This is a genomic window from Paenibacillus sp. GSMTC-2017 (assembly GCF_016019935.1).
In the GTDB taxonomy this organism is placed as follows: domain Bacteria; phylum Bacillota; class Bacilli; order Paenibacillales; family Paenibacillaceae; genus Pristimantibacillus.
In genome coordinates this window covers 473,230-492,064 of the sequence record NZ_JAECMT010000003.1, presented here as the reverse complement: position 1 = coordinate 492,064, position 18,835 = coordinate 473,230, and the positions used below count along the sequence as shown (strand labels likewise).

Genomic DNA, 18,835 nt, shown 5'->3' with positions numbered 1-18,835 from the left:
CTACATCGTAAGGAGATAGGTATTAGTTGACTATAAACGATTATTGATATTGTATAGCCACAAGTTGATCATCTACGTTCGATGGCTGACCTCGCCCATCACGATTATTTGTTATAAAATATAACTTTCCGTCACGCAGTTCGAGATCACGGATACGTCCATATCCTTTATAGAATAGCTCCATGTGGCCAGTTTCTGGCGTATAACAGTAAATTCCTTCACCACGTAAGGCGGCGATAAGTATGCGCCCTTTGTCATCAATAATCGTACCCGAAGGTGCAATTGCTTCTTCCCCCGTGTGATAAATCGGAGTGATCATTCCTTCCTGCTTAGCATCCCCGATAATAGCGGGCCAGCCGTAGCTATCACCAGGCTTGATCACATTAATTTCGTCATGTCCGCCTGGTCGTCCTGATGGCCCATGCTCCGAGCTATACATAACGCCATCCTTCGTCCAAGCAAGTCCCTGAGGGTTGCGATGACCATAGGAATACATATAAGAACCAGGGAACGGGTTGTCCGCTGGAATCGATCCATCAAGCTTCATTCGTAATATTTTGCCTGCTAGACTATCTTTATTAAGAGAAAGTTCTTTCTCCTCTGCGTCTCCAGTTGTTATATACAAATAACCATCAGGTCCAATAGCAAGGCGTCCGCCATTATGATAGAGATCCCCAGGTATTTTATCTAATAAAACACGTTGTTCTGACCATTCAGCACCTTCTTGCTTTAACATAACGACACGATTCAACGTTTTCCCGTTATCTTGATACGTATGATAAGCAAAAGCGAGCCCAGTATCATTGAAGTCCGGCGAAAGAACAAATCCTAAAAACCCGCCTTCTCCATCATGATGAACTGCCTTCGTTAGACGAACTGTTTGTCTAGAAAGTTCTTTTTTCGCAATTTTCATAATCGTACCTTCTCGTTCGCTCAAATAAATCGTATCGCCAGCAAACTCTATCGACCAAGGAATTCGAAGTCCTGAACCAATAACGACATTATCGCCTTCTACAGTTGCTGGGCTTGCACTCTCCGCAGGTTGTGTAGGCACCTTTGTTGCAACAGCCTCCTCCCCCTTCTTTTGATTTGGGGGCGTGACATCTTTATCATTACTGCACGCTGTTACGATAAGTGCACTTCCAATCACTACTACCGCTAGCTTTACATTCCGATACAACAAAACTATCATCTCCTTCTCATTTAAAAGGTAATAAAAAAATAGACAACATTACGCACTAGCTGCCGCATGTTGTCCATTCAGTCATGTTCTATTAAGTCTTGTCCTATTCATTTGCTTCTACTTTTGCAAGTTTCTGAAGAAGTTCATCGTGTATATGACCATTCGTCGCTGTCACATTTCGAACGCTAAGTGTGTATGGAGCCCCTTTTGTATCGGTCACTGTGCCACCAGATTCACTGATTAGTAGTGCACCCGCAGCCAAATCCCAACTGTTCAATCCAATCTCCCAGAATCCTGATAGACGTCCAGCAGCTACATACGCCATATGAAGAGCAGCAGATCCTACAATACGCAAATTACGAACTTCTGGTGCTACTTGCTGAATTCCTCTCAAGTTAAGCGGCAATGCATACTGCTGGTCTGCAGGCAGCCCTGTAGCGATCAAACTATCTTTTAATGTTTTGTCGCTAGAAACTCTCATTCTCTTGCCATGCACATATGCACCTTTACCTTTTTCGGCTACGAACAGCTCATCCTTTATCGGATCGTAAATAACTCCGACGATGACCTCTCCCTTGTAAGCAAGTGCTATTGACACACAGAAAAAAGGAAAACCATGTACAAAGTTTGTTGTTCCATCGATTGGATCTACGATCCATAAATATTCTGCATCGCTGACTTCTTCCAGAGCTTGTACAGAAGCTTCCGGTCCAGGCTCAACGCCTTCTTCACCAAGGAATGAATGGTGAGGAAAGTGTGTTCCGATCAAGTTGCGAATGAGTCGTTCGGCACCCTTGTCCACTTCTGTGACAAGGTCATGCGATGAATGCTTCGTTTGAAGACTTGAGTGATTACCAAGCTTGGAAGTAATCCACTCTCCTGCCTTCGCAGCGCAGTTGATAGCGACAGCTGTGAAGCTCTTGCCGCCTACAACAAAAGCGTTGTTTCCTTCGTTCACGCTCTATCACTCCCCTTGCTCTGTTTATATGATTTGGATTTTATTAACACTGCATATCTTATTATAATACGTATGAAGTTTGTTACAAGTTTCGCACAGACGAGCTAAATTCCGCTAGTTTATAGCTTACTAATGCCTTCTATAATCAGCTGTGCTGCTAATAGTAGCAACGTAACACGAAGCAGCCAGAGCAACCACTTGCCACTCATTCGAAGCGCAATCCAAGCCCCTAACTTCCCACCAATCCATGCACCCGGTGCAAGTGCTAGTACAAGCAGCCAATTTATTTCTCCGAGTGCAACATGCATTCCGCTTCCCAATATAGCAGACAGAAAAATAACAAACATTGACGTTGCTGTTGCGATATGCGGTGGGAACCTAAATAGAAGAACCATCAATGGGACAAATAATGAGCCCCCACCGATACCGAATAATCCCGAAATAAGTCCAACTCCAAAACCGATTACAAGCGCAGGTACAATCCCGTAACTGTATGTATGTGTCTGTCCAGTAGCATCAGTTATTGATCTTACGACAGGCCACTCTTTTGTAAAAGGTTTCATGTAATCTCTAGCAATAAGTAAGCCTGCCATTAATAACATAAATATACCGAAAGCAAGTTGAAATGTACCCGCTTTCAAATATCCTGTTACAGCTGAACCTATAATTGCTGCGGGACCACTTGTAATGAAGAACAACATTGCTGTTCGAAAGTCGACTATTTTTCTTTTTGCATAGGTAAGTGTTGAGGCAAGTGCCGTTATGATTAGTACAGTGAGGGAAATACCAACCGCAGTTGCATGGTCTACTGGCTCGCCAATTAACGATGGGGCGATAAAAAGAACAGCGGGAACAATAATGATCCCGCCACCTAGCCCTACGATACTGCCGAACATAGCTGCAACTACACCAATAAGAACTAATATGATCCATTCCATGATGAGAAACCACCTTATTTCGTTACAGAGGAGTAACTTCTATCGTTCCACCGTCTATGACGCGGACACCTTGTCCATTCTGTTCTAGCTCTTTCATATCCTTCATCAGCTGAAGCAATGCAGCATCCTTACTTTTCGCCTCAAGCATACAATCTAGATAGGAAGTTGTACGAGCCGCACCTCTAAGAAAATGAAGCAGCGGTTCCGCCTCTACAAAGTCAGCATGGCCTCTCGGGTCTGAGAGGCTTTTGGGACTGGATGCATGAATCTTAGGGGGAAGCTGACTTATGTCTGCTAATCCTAATCGTATTCGTTCTATTTGCCAAGTATGATCAATGCGGGGCCAAAGCGCTTCGATGAGCTCGTCCTCTAGAATGTCTCCCGGATTGACAGCATGATGATGAATATCCAGCACCATAGGTACACCTACAATTTCTGCAGCCGCTAGCGTCTCTTTAACATTGAACGTTTTGTCATCATTTTCGAGTGTAACTCTATGTTTGTAAGTGGGCGATAACCGACTAAACTGCTCGATGAAACGTTCACTTGCAACCACTTTGTCGCCATAAGCACCACCCATATGAATGTTGTTCTTAGCCGTTTCATCCAGATTCATTAGTTCCAGCATTCGAACATGATGAATTAAATCCTTCTCCGAATTTTGCAATACCTCAGGCCGAGGTGTACTGAAAACGCAAAAATGATCTGGATGAAAGGAAACGCGAATCCCCTTCTCTTTGGCGAACCCGCCAACTTCACGAAATGCTGGAGCTAGCGCCTCATAGGGATTCCAAGGTGCTACTCCTTCATGTGTTGCAAGTGGTATCAGCTTAGAGGAAAATCGATACATCGCTATTTCATGTGCTTTACTATGTTTCAAAATACGGAGTGTACTTTGCAAATTCTCCTCCGCGATTCGTTCCAGTTTACGAATGCCTGCCTCTCGATCATCGAGCTTGGAAAGCGTCGCATAGGTCATAGTTCGTGATGGTGACGCATTTTCGAGCAACAGGCTCATCGCAACGAAGCCGAATCTAACGATCATCGTTTAGGCTCTCTCCCCAAAAAACATTTCGTAAGCAAGTGAAGTTTGAATTTTCGCTTCTTCCGCTGTCAACTTCCTAACTAATTGCATTTCAACTTGTGTTACTTCTTCGCCTTGAAAATTAATTTCTGCAATAGATGCTGATATACGTACAATTGCTATTGCTTCATTGTTCGGTGTATAAGCAATTACTTTCTGTCCTGTCGGATAAACACGGAATCCGCTCTTTACCATTTTGCCCTTGCCGTACTCCAACAATTCGTAAAGCTCCTGCTCTGACTTAAATTTGCAAACGGAGTTAAATTCTGTTCCGAAACCCATTTTATAATCTTCCTTTCTGCCCTTTAAAGTGACTCACCAGTGAAATCGATACGTTGTTTCTCCGAATGACGCTCAAGTGCAAGGTTAATCAATGTTTTAAGCAGATCTTTATAAGGAACGCCAGTCTCACGCCATAGCAATGGATACATACTGAACGGTGTGAAGCCAGGCAATGTGTTAACTTCATTTATGAAAATGACGTTATCTTCCTTCCGAAGGAAGAAATCTACGCGGGATAGTCCTGAACCATCGATAGCTTGGAATGCGCGAACAGCCATTTCACGGACGGATTCAGCAACGCCTTCCGGCAATTCCGCAGGAATGATCATCGTTGATTTGCCATCGATATATTTTGCCTTATAGTCATAAAATTCATTAGAAGGAGCAATTTCCCCTACAACAGATGCTTTCGCTTCATCATTGCCTAATACGCTAACTTCAATCTCGCGCGCATCAACAAACTCTTCAACGATAACTTTTCTGTCAAAACGGAAAGCATAATTAACTGCTTCGATCAGCTCTTCCCGATTTCTAGCTTTGGACACACCAACACTAGATCCCAAATTCGCAGGTTTAATGAAACAAGGATAACCAAGAGACACTTCACATTCCATTACAAAATAAGATGAGTCCTTCTCCCACTGTGTACGATTAAAATAACGGAACACACATTGCGGCAGACCTTCTTGCGCAAAAACTTTCTTCATCATAATCTTGTCCATCCCTACTGCAGATGCAAGAACGCCCGCACCTACGTAAGGAATATTAGCCATCTCAAACAATCCTTGAATCGTTCCATCTTCACCAAATGTACCATGAAGCAAAGGGAACATGACATCAATGGTTTCATCACTTTGATCAGCGGCTGGAGAAACGCTATGACCACTAATTTTCGCTTCTTGCAGTGATGATGCTGGTTCTGGTGTAGCTATTGTAGCTGCTCCATCCAGTGTGCGGAATAACGGAGCAAGTGAATGATTCGATGTACCTCCATTTTCTGAACCGAAACGCAATGCTTCTACACTATCCGGTGCAGCTAACAGGACATCGCCCGTTTTCCACTCACCTTGTTTTGAAATATAAAAAGGTTTAATTTCATATTGGTTATAGTCAAATTCACGCATTACGGCAAATGCCGTCTGCAATGACACTTCATGCTCTCCGGATTTCCCCCCATAAACAAGTCCTACTCTTACTTTGCTCCCCATAGCATATCCTCCGGTACGATTAAATTTCATGCTTGATTCAAACTCTATCCCATCAGACAACCATTTGAACAAAGCTACATCTGGCGCAAGTCATTATATACGATTACAACAAGTCAGTAATATGAAAAAAACGGTATTTCGTTCCTTTCGACCATGCATAGGAATCACGATAGTCCCAATAACGGTGCCTGCTGGCGACTGTATTGGCATTAACTAACGGCTGTCCTGCAGAATCAAAAGCGGTTACGATTGAGCTGTGCTGGAAACGGCCATCACCATTCCAATCGTATGTAATAACATCGCCGAGTTGAAGTTGATCAGCTGAATGTACGACGACAGCTTGAAGTCCGGTTTTGCGTCCTTTGGACAAATAGCCCGATAATGCGTTAGAGACGGACCAGCTAAAGCTCCACCATTCTCCTCCATTATTCCGTCCTTTGTACCACCAGCCGCTTCCCCTTTTACCAGTATAGTTCATAGGAGCATTACCTGCAAAGATGCACTGCGAGACGTAATTGGTGCAATTATCCTCAAATGTTTCATAACCTGGATTGCCTGCATTCCACCAACGGTCCGCATAAGCAGCAACCAAATCTCTCCTGTAGCGATTACCTCTATCTCTGAGTTTGAATTGCGGCATTAGGTCATAATTTAAGTATGGCAAAGATGGTGTTAGAGGCAAGGAGTCCACTTCCAATGATTCCTCTTCTTCCCCCCACTGTTGTACGGATGCTCCATAACGCGGCCTACGCTCAGCGATAATTGGCTCAACTTGATTGACTTCCCATTGCCCACCGGACATTGTTAGCCAAAGTCGTTCGTACTCATATCTTTCTTCCATATAAACAGTGCCAGATTGCTCCATCTTTCTTTTAATATGTAGTCGTAGTAGTACGGACGTTTCATGTGTTGACTCGTTAACACGAACGAGTTCAGCTTTCGTTTCGCTTCCTGCCGGCAATGCACCACGCAGAAGATCGCGTTCTCGCATACGATCAAGTCTGTTGCATAACCGCTCCTGATGGACCTGATCAACAACAAAATCAGTTAACACGCGAGCATGCTGCTCAGTCTCCGCCTGATTATAGAGACTAACATACCGCTGAACGGCAGCCTTCCAACTTTTCTCTTTAGTTGAGGGGGGCCGTCTCGTGTAATCTGAGGATTGTATTAATGAACTTAGCTTCGATTGAGGCTGGGAAGGTTTCGGCGGCTGGTTAACATGATGAAATTCTCCTTGTTTTTCACGTTGGCTATACGTTGAACTCGACTTTACTTGACGTTTAGATGATAAAGAGCCTGATTTATTTGAATGATAAGTACGCTTAGCCCGCTTCATCCCATTATTGCGGCTACTTGACTTTGACATCACGATCCCCCCTAACTTTATAATCGGCTTAGCTTGGTCGTATAAACGGCACAGAATAACTGCTTCATTATATGAGTGCGGTGAGCTTTTCATGTAATTTTTTAATATGTGTATTCTTCAAAAAAGAGAGTTTCGATAGGACATAATTGGACTTTACGGAACGACTGTTTTAAAGCTATACTATAAACATAAGGTTTTTGAAATTGCGTTTCATACAATGAAACATTTTTCCCCCTACTAACTGATATGAGGAGAATAGCGATGCCTAAACAAAATCAGTACTCTGTTCGCACAACGCTCGAAGCTGGCGGAAATTCGTATGCATACTACCGTCTAGGCGGATTGGAAGAGCAAGGTCTTGGTGATATTTCCAAGCTTCCTTTTTCCATCAAAGTATTACTTGAAGCAGCTGTTCGTCAATTCGACGGCCGCGCAATTACACCTGAACATGTTAAACAATTGGCCAACTGGACAAAGGGCCGCGAGGACAAAGAAATTCCTTTCATTCCTGCACGTATCGTTCTTCAAGATTTCACTGGCGTACCAGTAGTTGTTGACCTTGCAGCAATGCGCGATACAGTAAAAAAAGCTGGTGGAGATCCGAAACAAATCAACCCGCTTGTACCCGTGGATCTTGTTATTGACCACTCCATCATGGTTGATGCTTTCGGTAGCCCTGAAGCACTTGAGTACAACACTAAAGTTGAGTTTGAGCGTAACGAAGAGCGTTACCGTTTCCTTCGCTGGGCACAAACAGCATTTGATAACTTCCGTGCGGTTCCTCCTGGGACAGGTATCGTTCACCAGGTTAACCTTGAGTATCTTGCATCCGTAGCAGCTACAAAAACAATTGACGGCGAAACTGTCGTTTATCCAGATTCACTTGTAGGTACGGATTCCCATACAACAATGATTAACGGTCTAGGCGTAGTAGGTTGGGGCGTTGGCGGTATCGAGGCTGAAGCAGGTATGCTTGGTCAACCTCTATACTTCGTAATGCCAGAAGTTATCGGCTTTAAACTAACTGGCAGCCTAGCTGAAGGTTCTACTGCAACTGACCTTGCACTAACAGTTACACAAATTCTTCGTAAAAAAGGCGTAGTTGGTAAATTCGTTGAGTTCTTCGGTCCTGGTCTATCCAACATTAGTCTTGCTGACCGTGCAACAGTTGCTAACATGGCTCCAGAATATGGAGCTACAATCGGCTTCTTCCCTGTTGATAGTGAAACGCTTGATTTCATGCGTCAAACAGGCCGTAAAGACGAGCAAATTGAACTTGTTGAAGCTTATTACAAAGCACAAGACATGTTCCGTACAGACGAGACACCAGATCCAATCTTCACGGATATTGTTGAACTTGATCTATCAACGATTGTTCCTTCCCTTGCAGGTCCAAAACGTCCACAAGACCGTATCGAATTGACTGCTATGAAGGAAAACTTCAACAGCATCATCCGTACGCCGATCGACAAAGGCGGTTATGGTCTAACGGAAGAGAAAATTGAAGAAGTAGTTGCTGTTCAACATAATGATGGACAACAAACGAAAATGAGTGCTGGAGCTGTCGTAATCGCTGCGATTACAAGCTGTACAAACACGTCCAACCCAAGCGTAATGCTTGCTGCTGGTCTTGTTGCACAAAAAGCAGTAGCTCGTGGCCTTACGAAACCTGCTTATGTGAAAAGTTCACTAACTCCAGGTTCACTCGTTGTTACTGAATATTTAATTAAAGCAAACCTAATCGAGCCGCTTGAAGCTCTTGGCTTCCACGTTGCAGGTTATGGCTGTGCTACTTGTATCGGTAACTCCGGTCCATTGCCAGACGAAGTAAGCAAAGCGATTGCTGACAATGATATGACAGTTGCTGCTGTTCTATCCGGTAACCGTAACTTTGAAGGCCGTGTTCACGCACAGGTTAAAGCTAACTACCTTGCATCTCCACCGCTTGTAGTTGCTTATGCACTTGCTGGAACGGTTAATATCGATCTTGCTCTTGATCCAATTGGACATGACCAAGACGGTCAACCTGTATTCTTGAAAGATATCTGGCCAACAAACGCTGAGATTAAGGCTGCTGTAGCTTCTTCCCTTAACCCAGAAATGTTCCGTTCAAAATACGAAAACGTATTTACACAAAACGAGCGTTGGAACGCGATCGACGTACCGGAAGGCGAAAGCTATGAGTGGGATGCAAAATCCACTTACATCCAAAATCCTCCGTTCTTCGAAGGTCTTGGTCCTGATCTAACTGATATTGCAGATATTCCTTCAGCGAGTGTACTTGCACTAATGGGCGATTCCGTTACGACTGACCATATTTCTCCTGCTGGTAACATTACAGTTAACAGCCCAGGCGGCCAATATTTGATCGACAACGGCGTAGAGCGCAAAGATTTCAACTCCTACGGTTCCCGTCGTGGTAACCATGAAGTAATGATGCGTGGTACGTTCGCTAACATCCGTATTCGTAACCAAGTAGCTCCTGGTACTGAAGGCGGCGTAACAACTTACTTGCCAACTGGCGAAGTAATGTCCATCTATGATGCTTCCATGAAGTATCAAGCAGAAGGCAAAAACCTAGTTGTACTTGCTGGTAAAGAGTACGGCACAGGAAGCTCCCGTGACTGGGCAGCAAAAGGAACTTTCTTGCTTGGCGTAAAAGCTGTAATCGCTGAGAGCTTTGAGCGTATCCACCGTTCCAACTTGGTTGGTATGGGTGTTCTTCCGCTTCAATTCCCAGAAGGCCAAAGTTGGAAAACGCTTGGCATTACTGGACGCGAAACGTTTGATATTTCTGGTCTATCAAACGATGTTCAGCCGAGCCAAACGGTTAACGTTCGTGCAACTCGTGAAGACGGTACAAATTTCGAGTTCCCGGCTATCGTTCGTCTTGACTCCCTAGTGGACGTAGACTACTACCGCAACGGAGGCATCCTGCAAACGGTGCTTCGTCAAATGATCGCTAACATGGAAATAACTAAGTAATTAAGCGAAAAGCCTGGGAAGATGTTGAAAAACATCCTCTCAGGCTTTTTGTATGATTTAAGATGTTGGCTATGCGATCAGCTTGAAATTCTAGTTTCTACAGTTTTTTTGACTTTTGGATGATATCCATCTTAGATATGACGTCATCCCAATTTACTACTTCAATGGAGCTAAAACTCTTTCCTGATAAGGTTAACTCTTCTTTGAATTGAACATGGTTCTTTGTTAATTGTTTATAGTCAACAAACACATTTTCTATTGGATTATTTATAATATTAGTTTCCTATTATAAATCCACAGTTTCACTGGCTCATATATCTCATCATATTCCTCATCACTATCGTTCCATACGTTATTTAACCAATAAGTCAATGAAGTTAGAAATGATTCTTGTTTTTCCAAAGTATTAATAAATTCAAATACATCAGCAGGAATCGGTATAGCGATATTTTGCAAAATATCTCTAATATCCTGATATAACCTTATAAATTGATAATCCACATAGGGCAGGTTTGTAACACCCCGATACTTCACTTCAAACTCATCGCTGTATCTAAGAAGTTCATAGTCACCTAAAACGAACCAGTAGTATGAATCCGATAATCCATACCAATGCAAGGTTAAGTCATTATTTTCACCCCAAGGGGTTATCTTCAACAAGTCCTTAAGTTGAAAATTGATCATTTAAACTTCTCCTAATGTTCCTAATAGTTATACAAATGAAACCTTCGCTTACCCCTAACGAATCATCGTCCCCATCCGTCTAGCCGCATCCATCATAATTGGAGCGTATGCGCGCATCGTATCCATCGTCATTCGGCTCGCTGGGCCCGAGACAGATAGTGCTGCTGCTAGGTTGCCATTACGGTCTAAGATTGGTGATGATAACGCGGCTGCTCCAGGTTCACGCTCCTCAAAGCTTGTCGCATAACCGTTCACCATAATTTCTTGTAGCTGTCGTCTGTACTGCTCCATATCTATATAAGAAGGCCACGTTGGCGCCTGGAGCAAATTATCCTGAACGATAGGATCAGAATAAGCAATTAACACCTTACTTGATGCCCCAGCATATAAAGGAAGCCTTACACCAACAGGTGCCACCCTTCTTACTGCCTGGTTGCTTTGCACTGCTTGCATACGTATCCGCTCTGAGCCATCCCGAACATAAATACTTACCGTCTCCCCAAGTTCATCGCGGATTCTGACCATCTCTGGCAACCAGATTGTTGCTTGATCATCTGTACGTGACAAGTTTGCGGACAGTTCCCACACCTTTAACCCCAGATGGTAGCGCTCAGTCGAGCGATCTCTTTCAATAAAACCTTTCTCTTCAAGTGTCGCTAACATACGGTGTACAGTACTCTTGTGTAGTCCAACATACTCAGCTATTTCTGTCATCGCCCAATCTGTCTTAGACGTGAAACAAAGCAATATATCTAACGCACGATCTACTGCGCGCACCGTTGATTTACCTTCCTCCATACCGTTACACCTCCATCCATCTTCCTATATCTAATTATATATCATTCTAGTTTCATTCGCTGAAACTCTTTTTCAAACTCAATGAAATTGATTCTCATTTAGTATACCTTATACAGCCTAATATCGTAAAGAAGTTCTATTACATTACAGGACGATTACAGGCTGTTAACAATGTATCGACAGGAATTGACAGGTCGCAAGCTCCCTACTACGATTAGAACACAACCTATTTATATAGCGCTTACATTTTATAAACAATTTCACTTTCTCTTTATGCTTAACCATATATTTTCATCAAGTGAACGAATGACTATCATGCAGAGGGAGGGCTACCAAATGAGCACAACACTTTCAACTACACATGCAATGGAGAGTTTAGCCCCTGCTGTTCCAGTATTTCCACCAGTAAAGTTGCCTTACCCAACGATCGCACCTTTGCATTCGTCGAAAAGAAGCAAACATATTCTAGTTGCTTCACTCGCTTCTCTTCTGTCTGTATGCTTCATTGTTGTTATTATCTTTCATGGTTATGTAGCTTGGAGTCTTGCTTATCCGTATGTTGCTCCACTAGCGTCTAATCCGCAAGAGGCCATTGGCGTCGCCTATGAAGATGTTATTTTTCCAAGTCATAGCGGGCAAACGACGGTTAGCGGTTGGTATGTGCCTGCGGCTCCAACTTCTACTGATCAAAGGAATGTCGAAACAGTTTCTAAGCGAACAGTAGTATTTAGTCATGGCTATGGTGCGAACCGTGAAGAACACTGGGTTCCTATGTACGATCTGACCAAACTGCTGCATGATCTCAATTATAATGTTCTTCTCTTTGATTATGGTTATGCTTCGCAGCAATACAAAGCACCAGCTACAGGGGGGCGTGAGGAGTCACAACAACTTCTAGCTGCAATAGACTACGCCAAATACAAAGGAGCTGAGGATGTCATCGTCTGGGGCTTCTCAATGGGTGCAGGAACTGCACTTCAAACTGCTCTAGTAACGAATGAAATTGATGCTATGATATTGGACAGTCTATTTATTCCAAGCTCAGAAGCACTTTTCGATAACATTAATCAGTTTGTACCACTGCCACGTTTTCCTTCATTGCCACTTATCGAATCGATGATCCCACTTTGGTCGGGAGGTAGCTTTGGATCAGTACCAGCGGAACAAGTTATAGCTAACGACTTTTCGATTCCAACTTTTATAATTCATGGTACCGATGATGTAAAAGCATCTCATAATACTGCTGAAGCGATTGCTTTGAATCAAGGAGATTCATTGTCTAGGTCATGGATCGTCCAAGATGGCCAACATGAGATGCTGTTCCGTAAACATCCACAAGAATATGTTCAACGTACAGCCTTATTCCTCAGTCAAGTAGAAGGACAATTGAATGAACAACGTATAACGAAATAAATAAGAGCGAGCCTGTTCGTCAAATGTACATTTGTACACCTAACGAGCAAGCTCGCTCTTTTTAGTAGCAGAAACTTAGGTATTCGCTTATTGCTTCAGAAGTGCAAGAAATTCTGATCGTAATGCTGAACTAGTGCGGAACTCTCCACGAACAGCAGACGTAACCGTCTTACTTCCCGATTTCTTAATCCCTCTAGCACACATGCACATATGTTCACCTTCCACAACGACCATAACGCCATGCGGAGCAAGCTCCTGATCTAATATATCTGCAATTTGGGAAGTAATCCTCTCTTGCACTTGCAAACGACGTGTGATCGCATCCACAAGGCGAGCTAGTTTACTAAGACCTGCAATTTTCCCACTCGGAATGTAGCCGATATGCGCTTTACCGAAAAATGGAGCCATATGGTGCTCACATTGACTGTAATAAACAATATCTTTTACGATAACGAGTTCTTCATGCTGCTCATCAAAAGTTACTCCGAGCACCTCGCGTGGTTCAACCTCGTAGCCAGCAAAGATTTCTTCATACATCCGTGTAACACGAGCAGGTGTTTCAAGCAAACCTTCCCGTTCTACATTTTCTCCGATTAGCTTCAAAATTTCTTTTACATGAAATTCGATCTGTTCCCGGTTGTCCGTAACTTTCGAATTGACGTAATCCTTTTTACCCGCCATTCGTATCCACTCCTTCCGGACTTTTAACTACTCTATTATTTGCGAGGGAATTTTTGGTTTTTCATCATGTTTTGAGCACGGTTCATTTGTTGCTTGTTCATGTTGTATCCCATTTGTTTAGCCATTTTTTGAATCATCTCAGGATCACTTTGCATCTTTTCAATTTGCTTACGCAAGTAGTATACCCCACCGAAAAAACCACCAACAGCACCAACGACTAATGTCACGATAGGAATAACAATATTGTACCACTCCATCTATGTCACCTTACCCTTCGTATAGTATGAAATTTGTAGAATTACATCCCTGTATCATAGCATGTTCATGCTTGTTCCGCAACGAAATGAAATGATCAAATAACCCTCAGATGAGATACATTTGAGGGCTCTCTAATTCAAGTAATGCAGTCTTTTTGGGTAAACCTCCGCCATATCCAACTAACTTCCCATTAGCTCCAATTACACGGTGACAAGGAACAATAATAGAAACAGGATTTCGGTTGTTCGCCCCTCCGACTGCTCGTACTGCTTTTGGTTGCTCAATTCGATTTGCTATATCTAAATAAGAACATGTTTCCCCATAAGGGATATGTTGAAGAGCAGCCCATACTTTAAGCTGAAAAGGTGTGCCTATCATATGAATAGGAAGATCGAACACTTGAAGTTCTTTAGCGAAATACAGCTCCAATTGTCGGACTGCTTCTTGTATAATTGGATGGGCTTGCTCACTCACTAGCGTTGGTTCCTTATGATCTCCATCTACATGACTCTTGCTCCATAGATTTAAATACTCTTTAGATTCTTCATACGTTCCGAAACTAAGATGACAGATGCCTTCATCCGTTGCCATCAGAACAATTCCACCTAATGGAGACGTGATCTCCGTAGCAATGAGCGCTGTCATTTAAAGTATCCGTCTCCCTTCTAGCTAATCACCTATTTCACAATCTGCTACACCTTGTTCTCCTCGCCAGCCTCTTCGCGATTAGAACGCTCTAAACGTATCGCATCTATAGCTTTAACGATCATGTCATTGGCCTCTGCATCAGTTTCTTTGACCACAGCAGTACGTAACGCATCTTCAGCCAGCTCCCCGCCAATTCGGCCCAGTGACCAAGCTGCTGTTCCTCTTAAAACAGGTCTAGGATCAGCTTCAAGAACACGAATTAGATCGGGAACAGCGCTAGCTTCCTTAAAGTTGCCTAGTGCAATTACCGCATTACGTTGAATCGGCTTTCTTCCCCGCCATGCAGAGGATGTTGAACCATATCGTTCTTGAAATTCACGATTTCCGATTGTAAGTAAAGGTATTAATAAAGGCTTAGCGAGCTCTACATCCGGCTTTAGCTCAGGATGCTGTGTCCAATTTTTCCCTCTATTTTCTGGACAGACGATCTGACAAGTATCACAGCCGTAAAGTCGGTTGCCAATCTTACGCATATACTCGTCTGAGATCATACCTTTTGTCTGTGTAATGAACGAAATACATTTATTAGAATCGAGTTGACCAGGGCCAACGATAGCACCTGTTGGACAAGCGTCAATACATTTTGTACAGGAACCACAGCCTTCTGTTACTTGCTCGTCCGGCTGCAATGGCAAATTAGTAATCATTTCACCTAAATAAATCCATGACCCTAGCTTTGGCGATATAATAGAACAATTTTTTGCACTCCAGCCAATACCGGCACGTTCAGCTACCGCCCGATCCGATAACGCTCCTGTATCTACCATACTTTCTGCTCTCATCTCAGGTACACGTTCCTGTAGCCAGGCGTGGAGCTTAGCTAGTCGATCTCTGAGCACACGGTGATAATCCTCACCCCATGCAGAACGAGACATGATGCCTCTTCGTGCTCCCGGTTCAGACTTAGGCGGATCAATCAATTTGGATGGATATGCAACTGCAATTGCGATAATGGACTGCGGATTATCGAACAATAGTGCTGGGTTTGTTCGCTTGTCCAAATCTGATTCCTCGAAACCAGATTCTCTTCCAAGCTCACGATGTCGTATTAAACGTTGTTTTAGCGTTACGAATGGATCTGCAGAGGCGACACCAATATCGTCTATTCCTAGGCTCGCTGCTGCTTCCTTCATCTCTTGCTTTAGTCTGTCCCATCTATCCATCATCGTTTAAAACCGTTTAATAGCTTCACGAGCTAGTTCATCGCATCGATTGTTCCATTCATTGTCGCTATGGCCTTTTACCTTTACATAATTCACTGTATGCTGGTTCATAAGTTCCCACAGTCTCTTCCATAGATCTTGATTTTCTACCGGGTCTTTTTTGCTATTTTTCCAACCATTTCGCAACCAACCATGAATCCAACCCTTTTCAAAACAGTTGACAACATATGCCGAATCACTATAAACCGTCACCTTACAACGTTCTTTGAGCAATTCAAGCCCGGAGATTACCGCTTGAATTTCCATTCGGTTATTGGTTGAATGTTTTTCTCCACCCGATATTTCTTTCTGGTGCCCGCCAAAAAACAACACTGCCCCCCAGCCACCAGGACCAGGATTGCCTGAGCATGCACCATCTGTATAGATCATTACTTCTTTCATCTTGCACCTCCATCAAAGCTTCTTCTTGCTAAGTTATAGAGCTTCTATTTTCCCAATCGGCCATAAAATAAAATCAGCTCTGCCTTGAATCAGTTTCTTAGGGACAGCATTAAAAGACCTACTGTCTTCGCTTGCCCCAGCATGACGATTGTCACCCAGAACAAAATAATGACCATCACTTATCACTTCTGGTCCGTAATCCATATCCTCTATTAATGTATCTGTATAAGGCTCGTCCACAAGATTCCCATTTCTATACAACTTTTGTCCCGAAATTTCGATACGATCACCAGGCATACCTACAATTCGTTTAACAAAAAACTTCTCTTTACCTGGCACACCATTCGGATCTTTCATTATGATAACCTCGCCTACGTTCGGACTTCCGATTAGGTAGACAATCTTATTTACGAAAAGCCATTCGTTTTCCTCAAGAGTCGGTTTCATTGAATCACCTTGTACCGTCGATAAGTTGAATACGAAATAATGAAGAACAAGTACAATAACAAGCGCAGTTACAATAGTTTTCAACCAATCAACTAATAGTTTAAAAATGCTCATTCATCTACCTCTCCGAAAGCGGTTAGCCATTCTTGATAATACGTTTTTGCTGAATCATCACAAAATGGTGTAATTCCACTTTCCATACGATCCAGCAACATATTTAAACCTTCACCAACTTTATCTTGAACCGCTTGTGGATAATGGTAAAGTACCTTATGTTGCTCATATTCATCTTGATCCACGATATATTTATTGCCCTCCGCTGTCCGGATAACATCTAAATCGTAATCAATGTAAGTAAGCACCCCACCTTGTAAATAGGGTGGGGACGCAATGTTACAATAATAACGAACTCCCCCTGCTTCTAAGAGGGCAACGATATTATACCATTGTCCAGGGATAAAAAAAGAAACTGCAGGCACTCTGCTTACCCATTGTTTCCCATCCGATTCGAGTATTGGCGTTTGCCGATTTATAAGTACAATAATTGATTCTTCTTGATGCTGCGCGATAAGGGATTGACTTGGAACGACCCAGTTCTGCTGCCATAATCGATGAATATGACCATTATGCTTAAAACTCTTTATAATACACTGTTCATATCGTTCCATACTGTTCGTGCTCCTCAAATTCCTTATAGTAATAAGAAAAGCATATCCGGACACCAATTGCAATGGCGACGAAGATATGCCTCTCATCAAACACGAATTGCGAAAAACACAAATTATCCTGTAACAATACTTAGCTTCTGGAACGATTTAAAGAAATCTGTAGCTACATAACCCATCGATTCGTATAACGGCAATACTGGCTCATTATGCTCGTCCGCAGTAATGAGTATTTTGCTTACGTTACGTTGCTCGAAACGTTGACGAAGTGCAGTTACTAGAGCTTTACCAATTCCAATTCGCTGATGATCAGGTGAAACTGCAATTCGATAATAATAACCTTTGTTGTTATCGATCGTGCCGATAATCATTCCTACGATTTCTGATTGATTGACAGCGACTAGAACAAGATCGCTATCCCATGATAATTGCCTTGCAAATGCTTCCATTGTTTGCTCATAGCATTCAGCTGTTAGAACTTCTTCGAGCAAAGTAGTAAGTGGTTTATAATCGGACAACTGGAAGGAACGAACGTTCATTAAATAACACCTTCTATATCATGTCATAGTCTCGTACCAAACTATTATACGACGAATATTCCCGAAAATCCTTCTTTTTTATCGTAATTTCTTTAAAAAAACAAAGAAATCGCTAATTTACTCTTGAAAGCGCTATTATTTAAGCGCTTTCATTCATTTAAGCGCTTTTCGTTGGCATAATTAATCATTTGTACTCTCTTTTCGAATAAATCTATGTTCAAATTGTTATCTTAAGTAGGTTATGAAGCGGTTCCGACTTTTTAAACAACAATGTTGATTTATTAGTGTGGATAAGAGATAATGAACATGTTCTAACTATATATTTCAGGAGGTAATGAATAATGGCACATCAACTACCTGCTCTACCTTACGCACATAACGCACTTGAACCGCATATCGATGCAACAACGATGGAAATCCACCACGGACGCCATCACAATGCATATGTAACAAACCTTAATGCAGCACTTGAGTCTGCACCTGAGCTTCAAGGCAAATCAATTGAAGCATTGATCGCTGATCTTGCAAGTGTTCCAGAAGCTATCCGTACTGCTGTTCGCAACAATGGCGGCGGACATGCTAACCATAGCTTGTTCTGGGAAACAATCGCTCCTAATGCTGGTGGCGCACCAACTGGCGCTCTTGCAGCGGCAATTGAAAGCGAACTAGGCGGCCTAGACACTTTCAAAGCTGACTTCGCTAAAGCAGCTGCTACTCGTTTCGGCAGTGGCTGGGCTTTCCTAGCTGTAGCTGGCGGCAAATTGAAAGTATACAGCCTTCCTAACCAAGACAGCCCGATTATGGAAGGTGAAACACCTATCCTTGGTCTTGATGTTTGGGAGCATGCTTACTACCTGAACTACCAAAACAAACGCCCTGATTACATCGCAGCGTTCTGGAACGTAGTAAACTGGGATGAAGTTAGCAAACGTTACGAAGCTGCTGTTAAATAAGTAAGCTTACATAAAAGGCGCTGCCCTCATAAGTAGAGTAATCTACTTGTAGGATAGCGCCTTTTTCTTTTGAGAACC

The 18,835-nt window shown here is 42.8% G+C and carries 20 protein-coding genes; 3 read left to right on the top strand and 17 right to left on the bottom strand.

The features are described 5' to 3' along the window. Window positions 1-40: 40 nt before the first annotated feature. The 7 genes from I6N90_RS14220 to I6N90_RS14190 form a co-directional block, all read right to left on the bottom strand. Window positions 41-1,183 carry a PQQ-dependent sugar dehydrogenase gene (locus I6N90_RS14220; RefSeq protein WP_232242995.1) on the bottom strand — a complete coding sequence of 381 codons (1,143 nt, stop codon included), beginning with the start codon at window positions 1,181-1,183 and terminating at the stop codon, window positions 41-43. A 103-nt stretch (window positions 1,184-1,286) separates the two neighbouring features. Then, window positions 1,287-2,141 carry an inositol monophosphatase family protein gene (locus tag I6N90_RS14215; protein ID WP_197936261.1) on the bottom strand — a complete coding sequence of 285 codons (855 nt, stop codon included), beginning with the start codon at window positions 2,139-2,141 and terminating at the stop codon, window positions 1,287-1,289. A 119-nt stretch (window positions 2,142-2,260) separates the two neighbouring features. Then, window positions 2,261-3,079 carry a sulfite exporter TauE/SafE family protein gene (locus tag I6N90_RS14210; RefSeq protein WP_197936260.1) on the bottom strand — a complete coding sequence of 273 codons (819 nt, stop codon included), beginning with the start codon at window positions 3,077-3,079 and terminating at the stop codon, window positions 2,261-2,263. Window positions 3,080-3,101: 22 nt separating this feature from the next. Further along, window positions 3,102-4,124, bottom strand: coding sequence for a UV DNA damage repair endonuclease UvsE (uvsE, locus tag I6N90_RS14205; RefSeq protein WP_197936259.1), 1,023 nt, complete (start codon window positions 4,122-4,124; stop codon window positions 3,102-3,104). A gap of 3 nt (window positions 4,125-4,127) precedes the next feature. Beyond that, window positions 4,128-4,445 carry a hypothetical protein gene (locus tag I6N90_RS14200; RefSeq protein ID WP_197936258.1) on the bottom strand — a complete coding sequence of 106 codons (318 nt, stop codon included), beginning with the start codon at window positions 4,443-4,445 and terminating at the stop codon, window positions 4,128-4,130. A gap of 23 nt (window positions 4,446-4,468) precedes the next feature. After that, entirely contained in the window at window positions 4,469-5,653 is a 1,185-nt protein-coding gene (locus tag I6N90_RS14195) for a D-alanine--D-alanine ligase (protein ID WP_197936257.1), read from the bottom strand. A gap of 103 nt (window positions 5,654-5,756) precedes the next feature. Further along, window positions 5,757-7,022, bottom strand: coding sequence for an amidase domain-containing protein (locus I6N90_RS14190; RefSeq protein WP_232242994.1), 1,266 nt, complete (start codon window positions 7,020-7,022; stop codon window positions 5,757-5,759). Window positions 7,023-7,283: 261 nt separating this feature from the next. Between I6N90_RS14190 and acnA the strand changes: the two genes are divergently transcribed. Then, entirely contained in the window at window positions 7,284-10,007 is a 2,724-nt protein-coding gene (gene acnA, locus I6N90_RS14185; RefSeq protein WP_197936256.1) for an aconitate hydratase AcnA, read from the top strand. A gap of 267 nt (window positions 10,008-10,274) precedes the next feature. Here the strand turns inward: acnA and I6N90_RS14180 are convergent, their stop codons facing one another. After that, window positions 10,275-10,691, bottom strand: a complete 417-nt coding sequence (locus I6N90_RS14180) for a DUF5984 family protein (protein ID WP_197936255.1) — start codon at window positions 10,689-10,691, stop codon at window positions 10,275-10,277. 54 nt (window positions 10,692-10,745) lie between these two features. Further along, a complete protein-coding gene (locus I6N90_RS14175; RefSeq protein ID WP_197936254.1) occupies window positions 10,746-11,489 on the bottom strand; it encodes an IclR family transcriptional regulator in 744 nt (247 codons plus the stop codon). Window positions 11,490-11,825: 336 nt separating this feature from the next. Between I6N90_RS14175 and I6N90_RS14170 the strand changes: the two genes are divergently transcribed. Beyond that, a complete protein-coding gene (locus tag I6N90_RS14170) occupies window positions 11,826-12,902 on the top strand; it encodes an alpha/beta hydrolase (protein WP_197936253.1) in 1,077 nt (358 codons plus the stop codon). Window positions 12,903-12,989: 87 nt separating this feature from the next. Here I6N90_RS14170 and folE read toward each other — a convergent pair whose 3' ends face one another. From folE to I6N90_RS14130, 8 genes are all read right to left on the bottom strand, one after another. Continuing rightward, complete coding sequence (gene folE / locus I6N90_RS14165; RefSeq protein WP_197936252.1) at window positions 12,990-13,583, bottom strand: GTP cyclohydrolase I FolE; 594 nt, start codon at window positions 13,581-13,583, stop codon at window positions 12,990-12,992. A 35-nt stretch (window positions 13,584-13,618) separates the two neighbouring features. Beyond that, a complete protein-coding gene (locus tag I6N90_RS14160; RefSeq protein ID WP_197936251.1) occupies window positions 13,619-13,840 on the bottom strand; it encodes a YneF family protein in 222 nt (73 codons plus the stop codon). 106 nt (window positions 13,841-13,946) lie between these two features. Then, window positions 13,947-14,486: a methylated-DNA--[protein]-cysteine S-methyltransferase gene (locus I6N90_RS25100; RefSeq protein ID WP_269669509.1), complete on the bottom strand. Its 540-nt coding sequence runs from the start codon at window positions 14,484-14,486 to the stop codon at window positions 13,947-13,949. A gap of 47 nt (window positions 14,487-14,533) precedes the next feature. Next, window positions 14,534-15,715 (bottom strand): tRNA epoxyqueuosine(34) reductase QueG, encoded by a 1,182-nt coding sequence (queG, locus tag I6N90_RS14150; RefSeq protein WP_197936250.1) that lies wholly within the window; start codon window positions 15,713-15,715, stop codon window positions 14,534-14,536. A gap of 3 nt (window positions 15,716-15,718) precedes the next feature. After that, window positions 15,719-16,153: a ribonuclease HI gene (rnhA, locus tag I6N90_RS14145; protein ID WP_197936249.1), complete on the bottom strand. Its 435-nt coding sequence runs from the start codon at window positions 16,151-16,153 to the stop codon at window positions 15,719-15,721. 33 nt (window positions 16,154-16,186) lie between these two features. Beyond that, the gene (gene lepB, locus I6N90_RS14140) at window positions 16,187-16,714 is read right to left on the bottom strand and encodes a signal peptidase I (protein WP_197936248.1); all 528 of its coding nucleotides are present in this window, start codon (window positions 16,712-16,714) and stop codon (window positions 16,187-16,189) included. Further along, window positions 16,711-17,268 carry a DUF402 domain-containing protein gene (locus I6N90_RS14135; protein ID WP_197936247.1) on the bottom strand — a complete coding sequence of 186 codons (558 nt, stop codon included), beginning with the start codon at window positions 17,266-17,268 and terminating at the stop codon, window positions 16,711-16,713. The genes lepB and I6N90_RS14135 overlap by 4 nt, the downstream gene beginning before the upstream one ends. Window positions 17,269-17,381: 113 nt before the next feature. Then, on the bottom strand, window positions 17,382-17,804 hold the full coding sequence (locus I6N90_RS14130) for a GNAT family N-acetyltransferase (protein WP_197936246.1): 423 nt from the start codon (window positions 17,802-17,804) through the stop codon (window positions 17,382-17,384). Window positions 17,805-18,145: 341 nt separating this feature from the next. Between I6N90_RS14130 and I6N90_RS14125 the strand changes: the two genes are divergently transcribed. Further along, on the top strand, window positions 18,146-18,757 hold the full coding sequence (locus I6N90_RS14125; protein ID WP_232242993.1) for a superoxide dismutase: 612 nt from the start codon (window positions 18,146-18,148) through the stop codon (window positions 18,755-18,757). Window positions 18,758-18,835 lie beyond the last annotated feature (78 nt).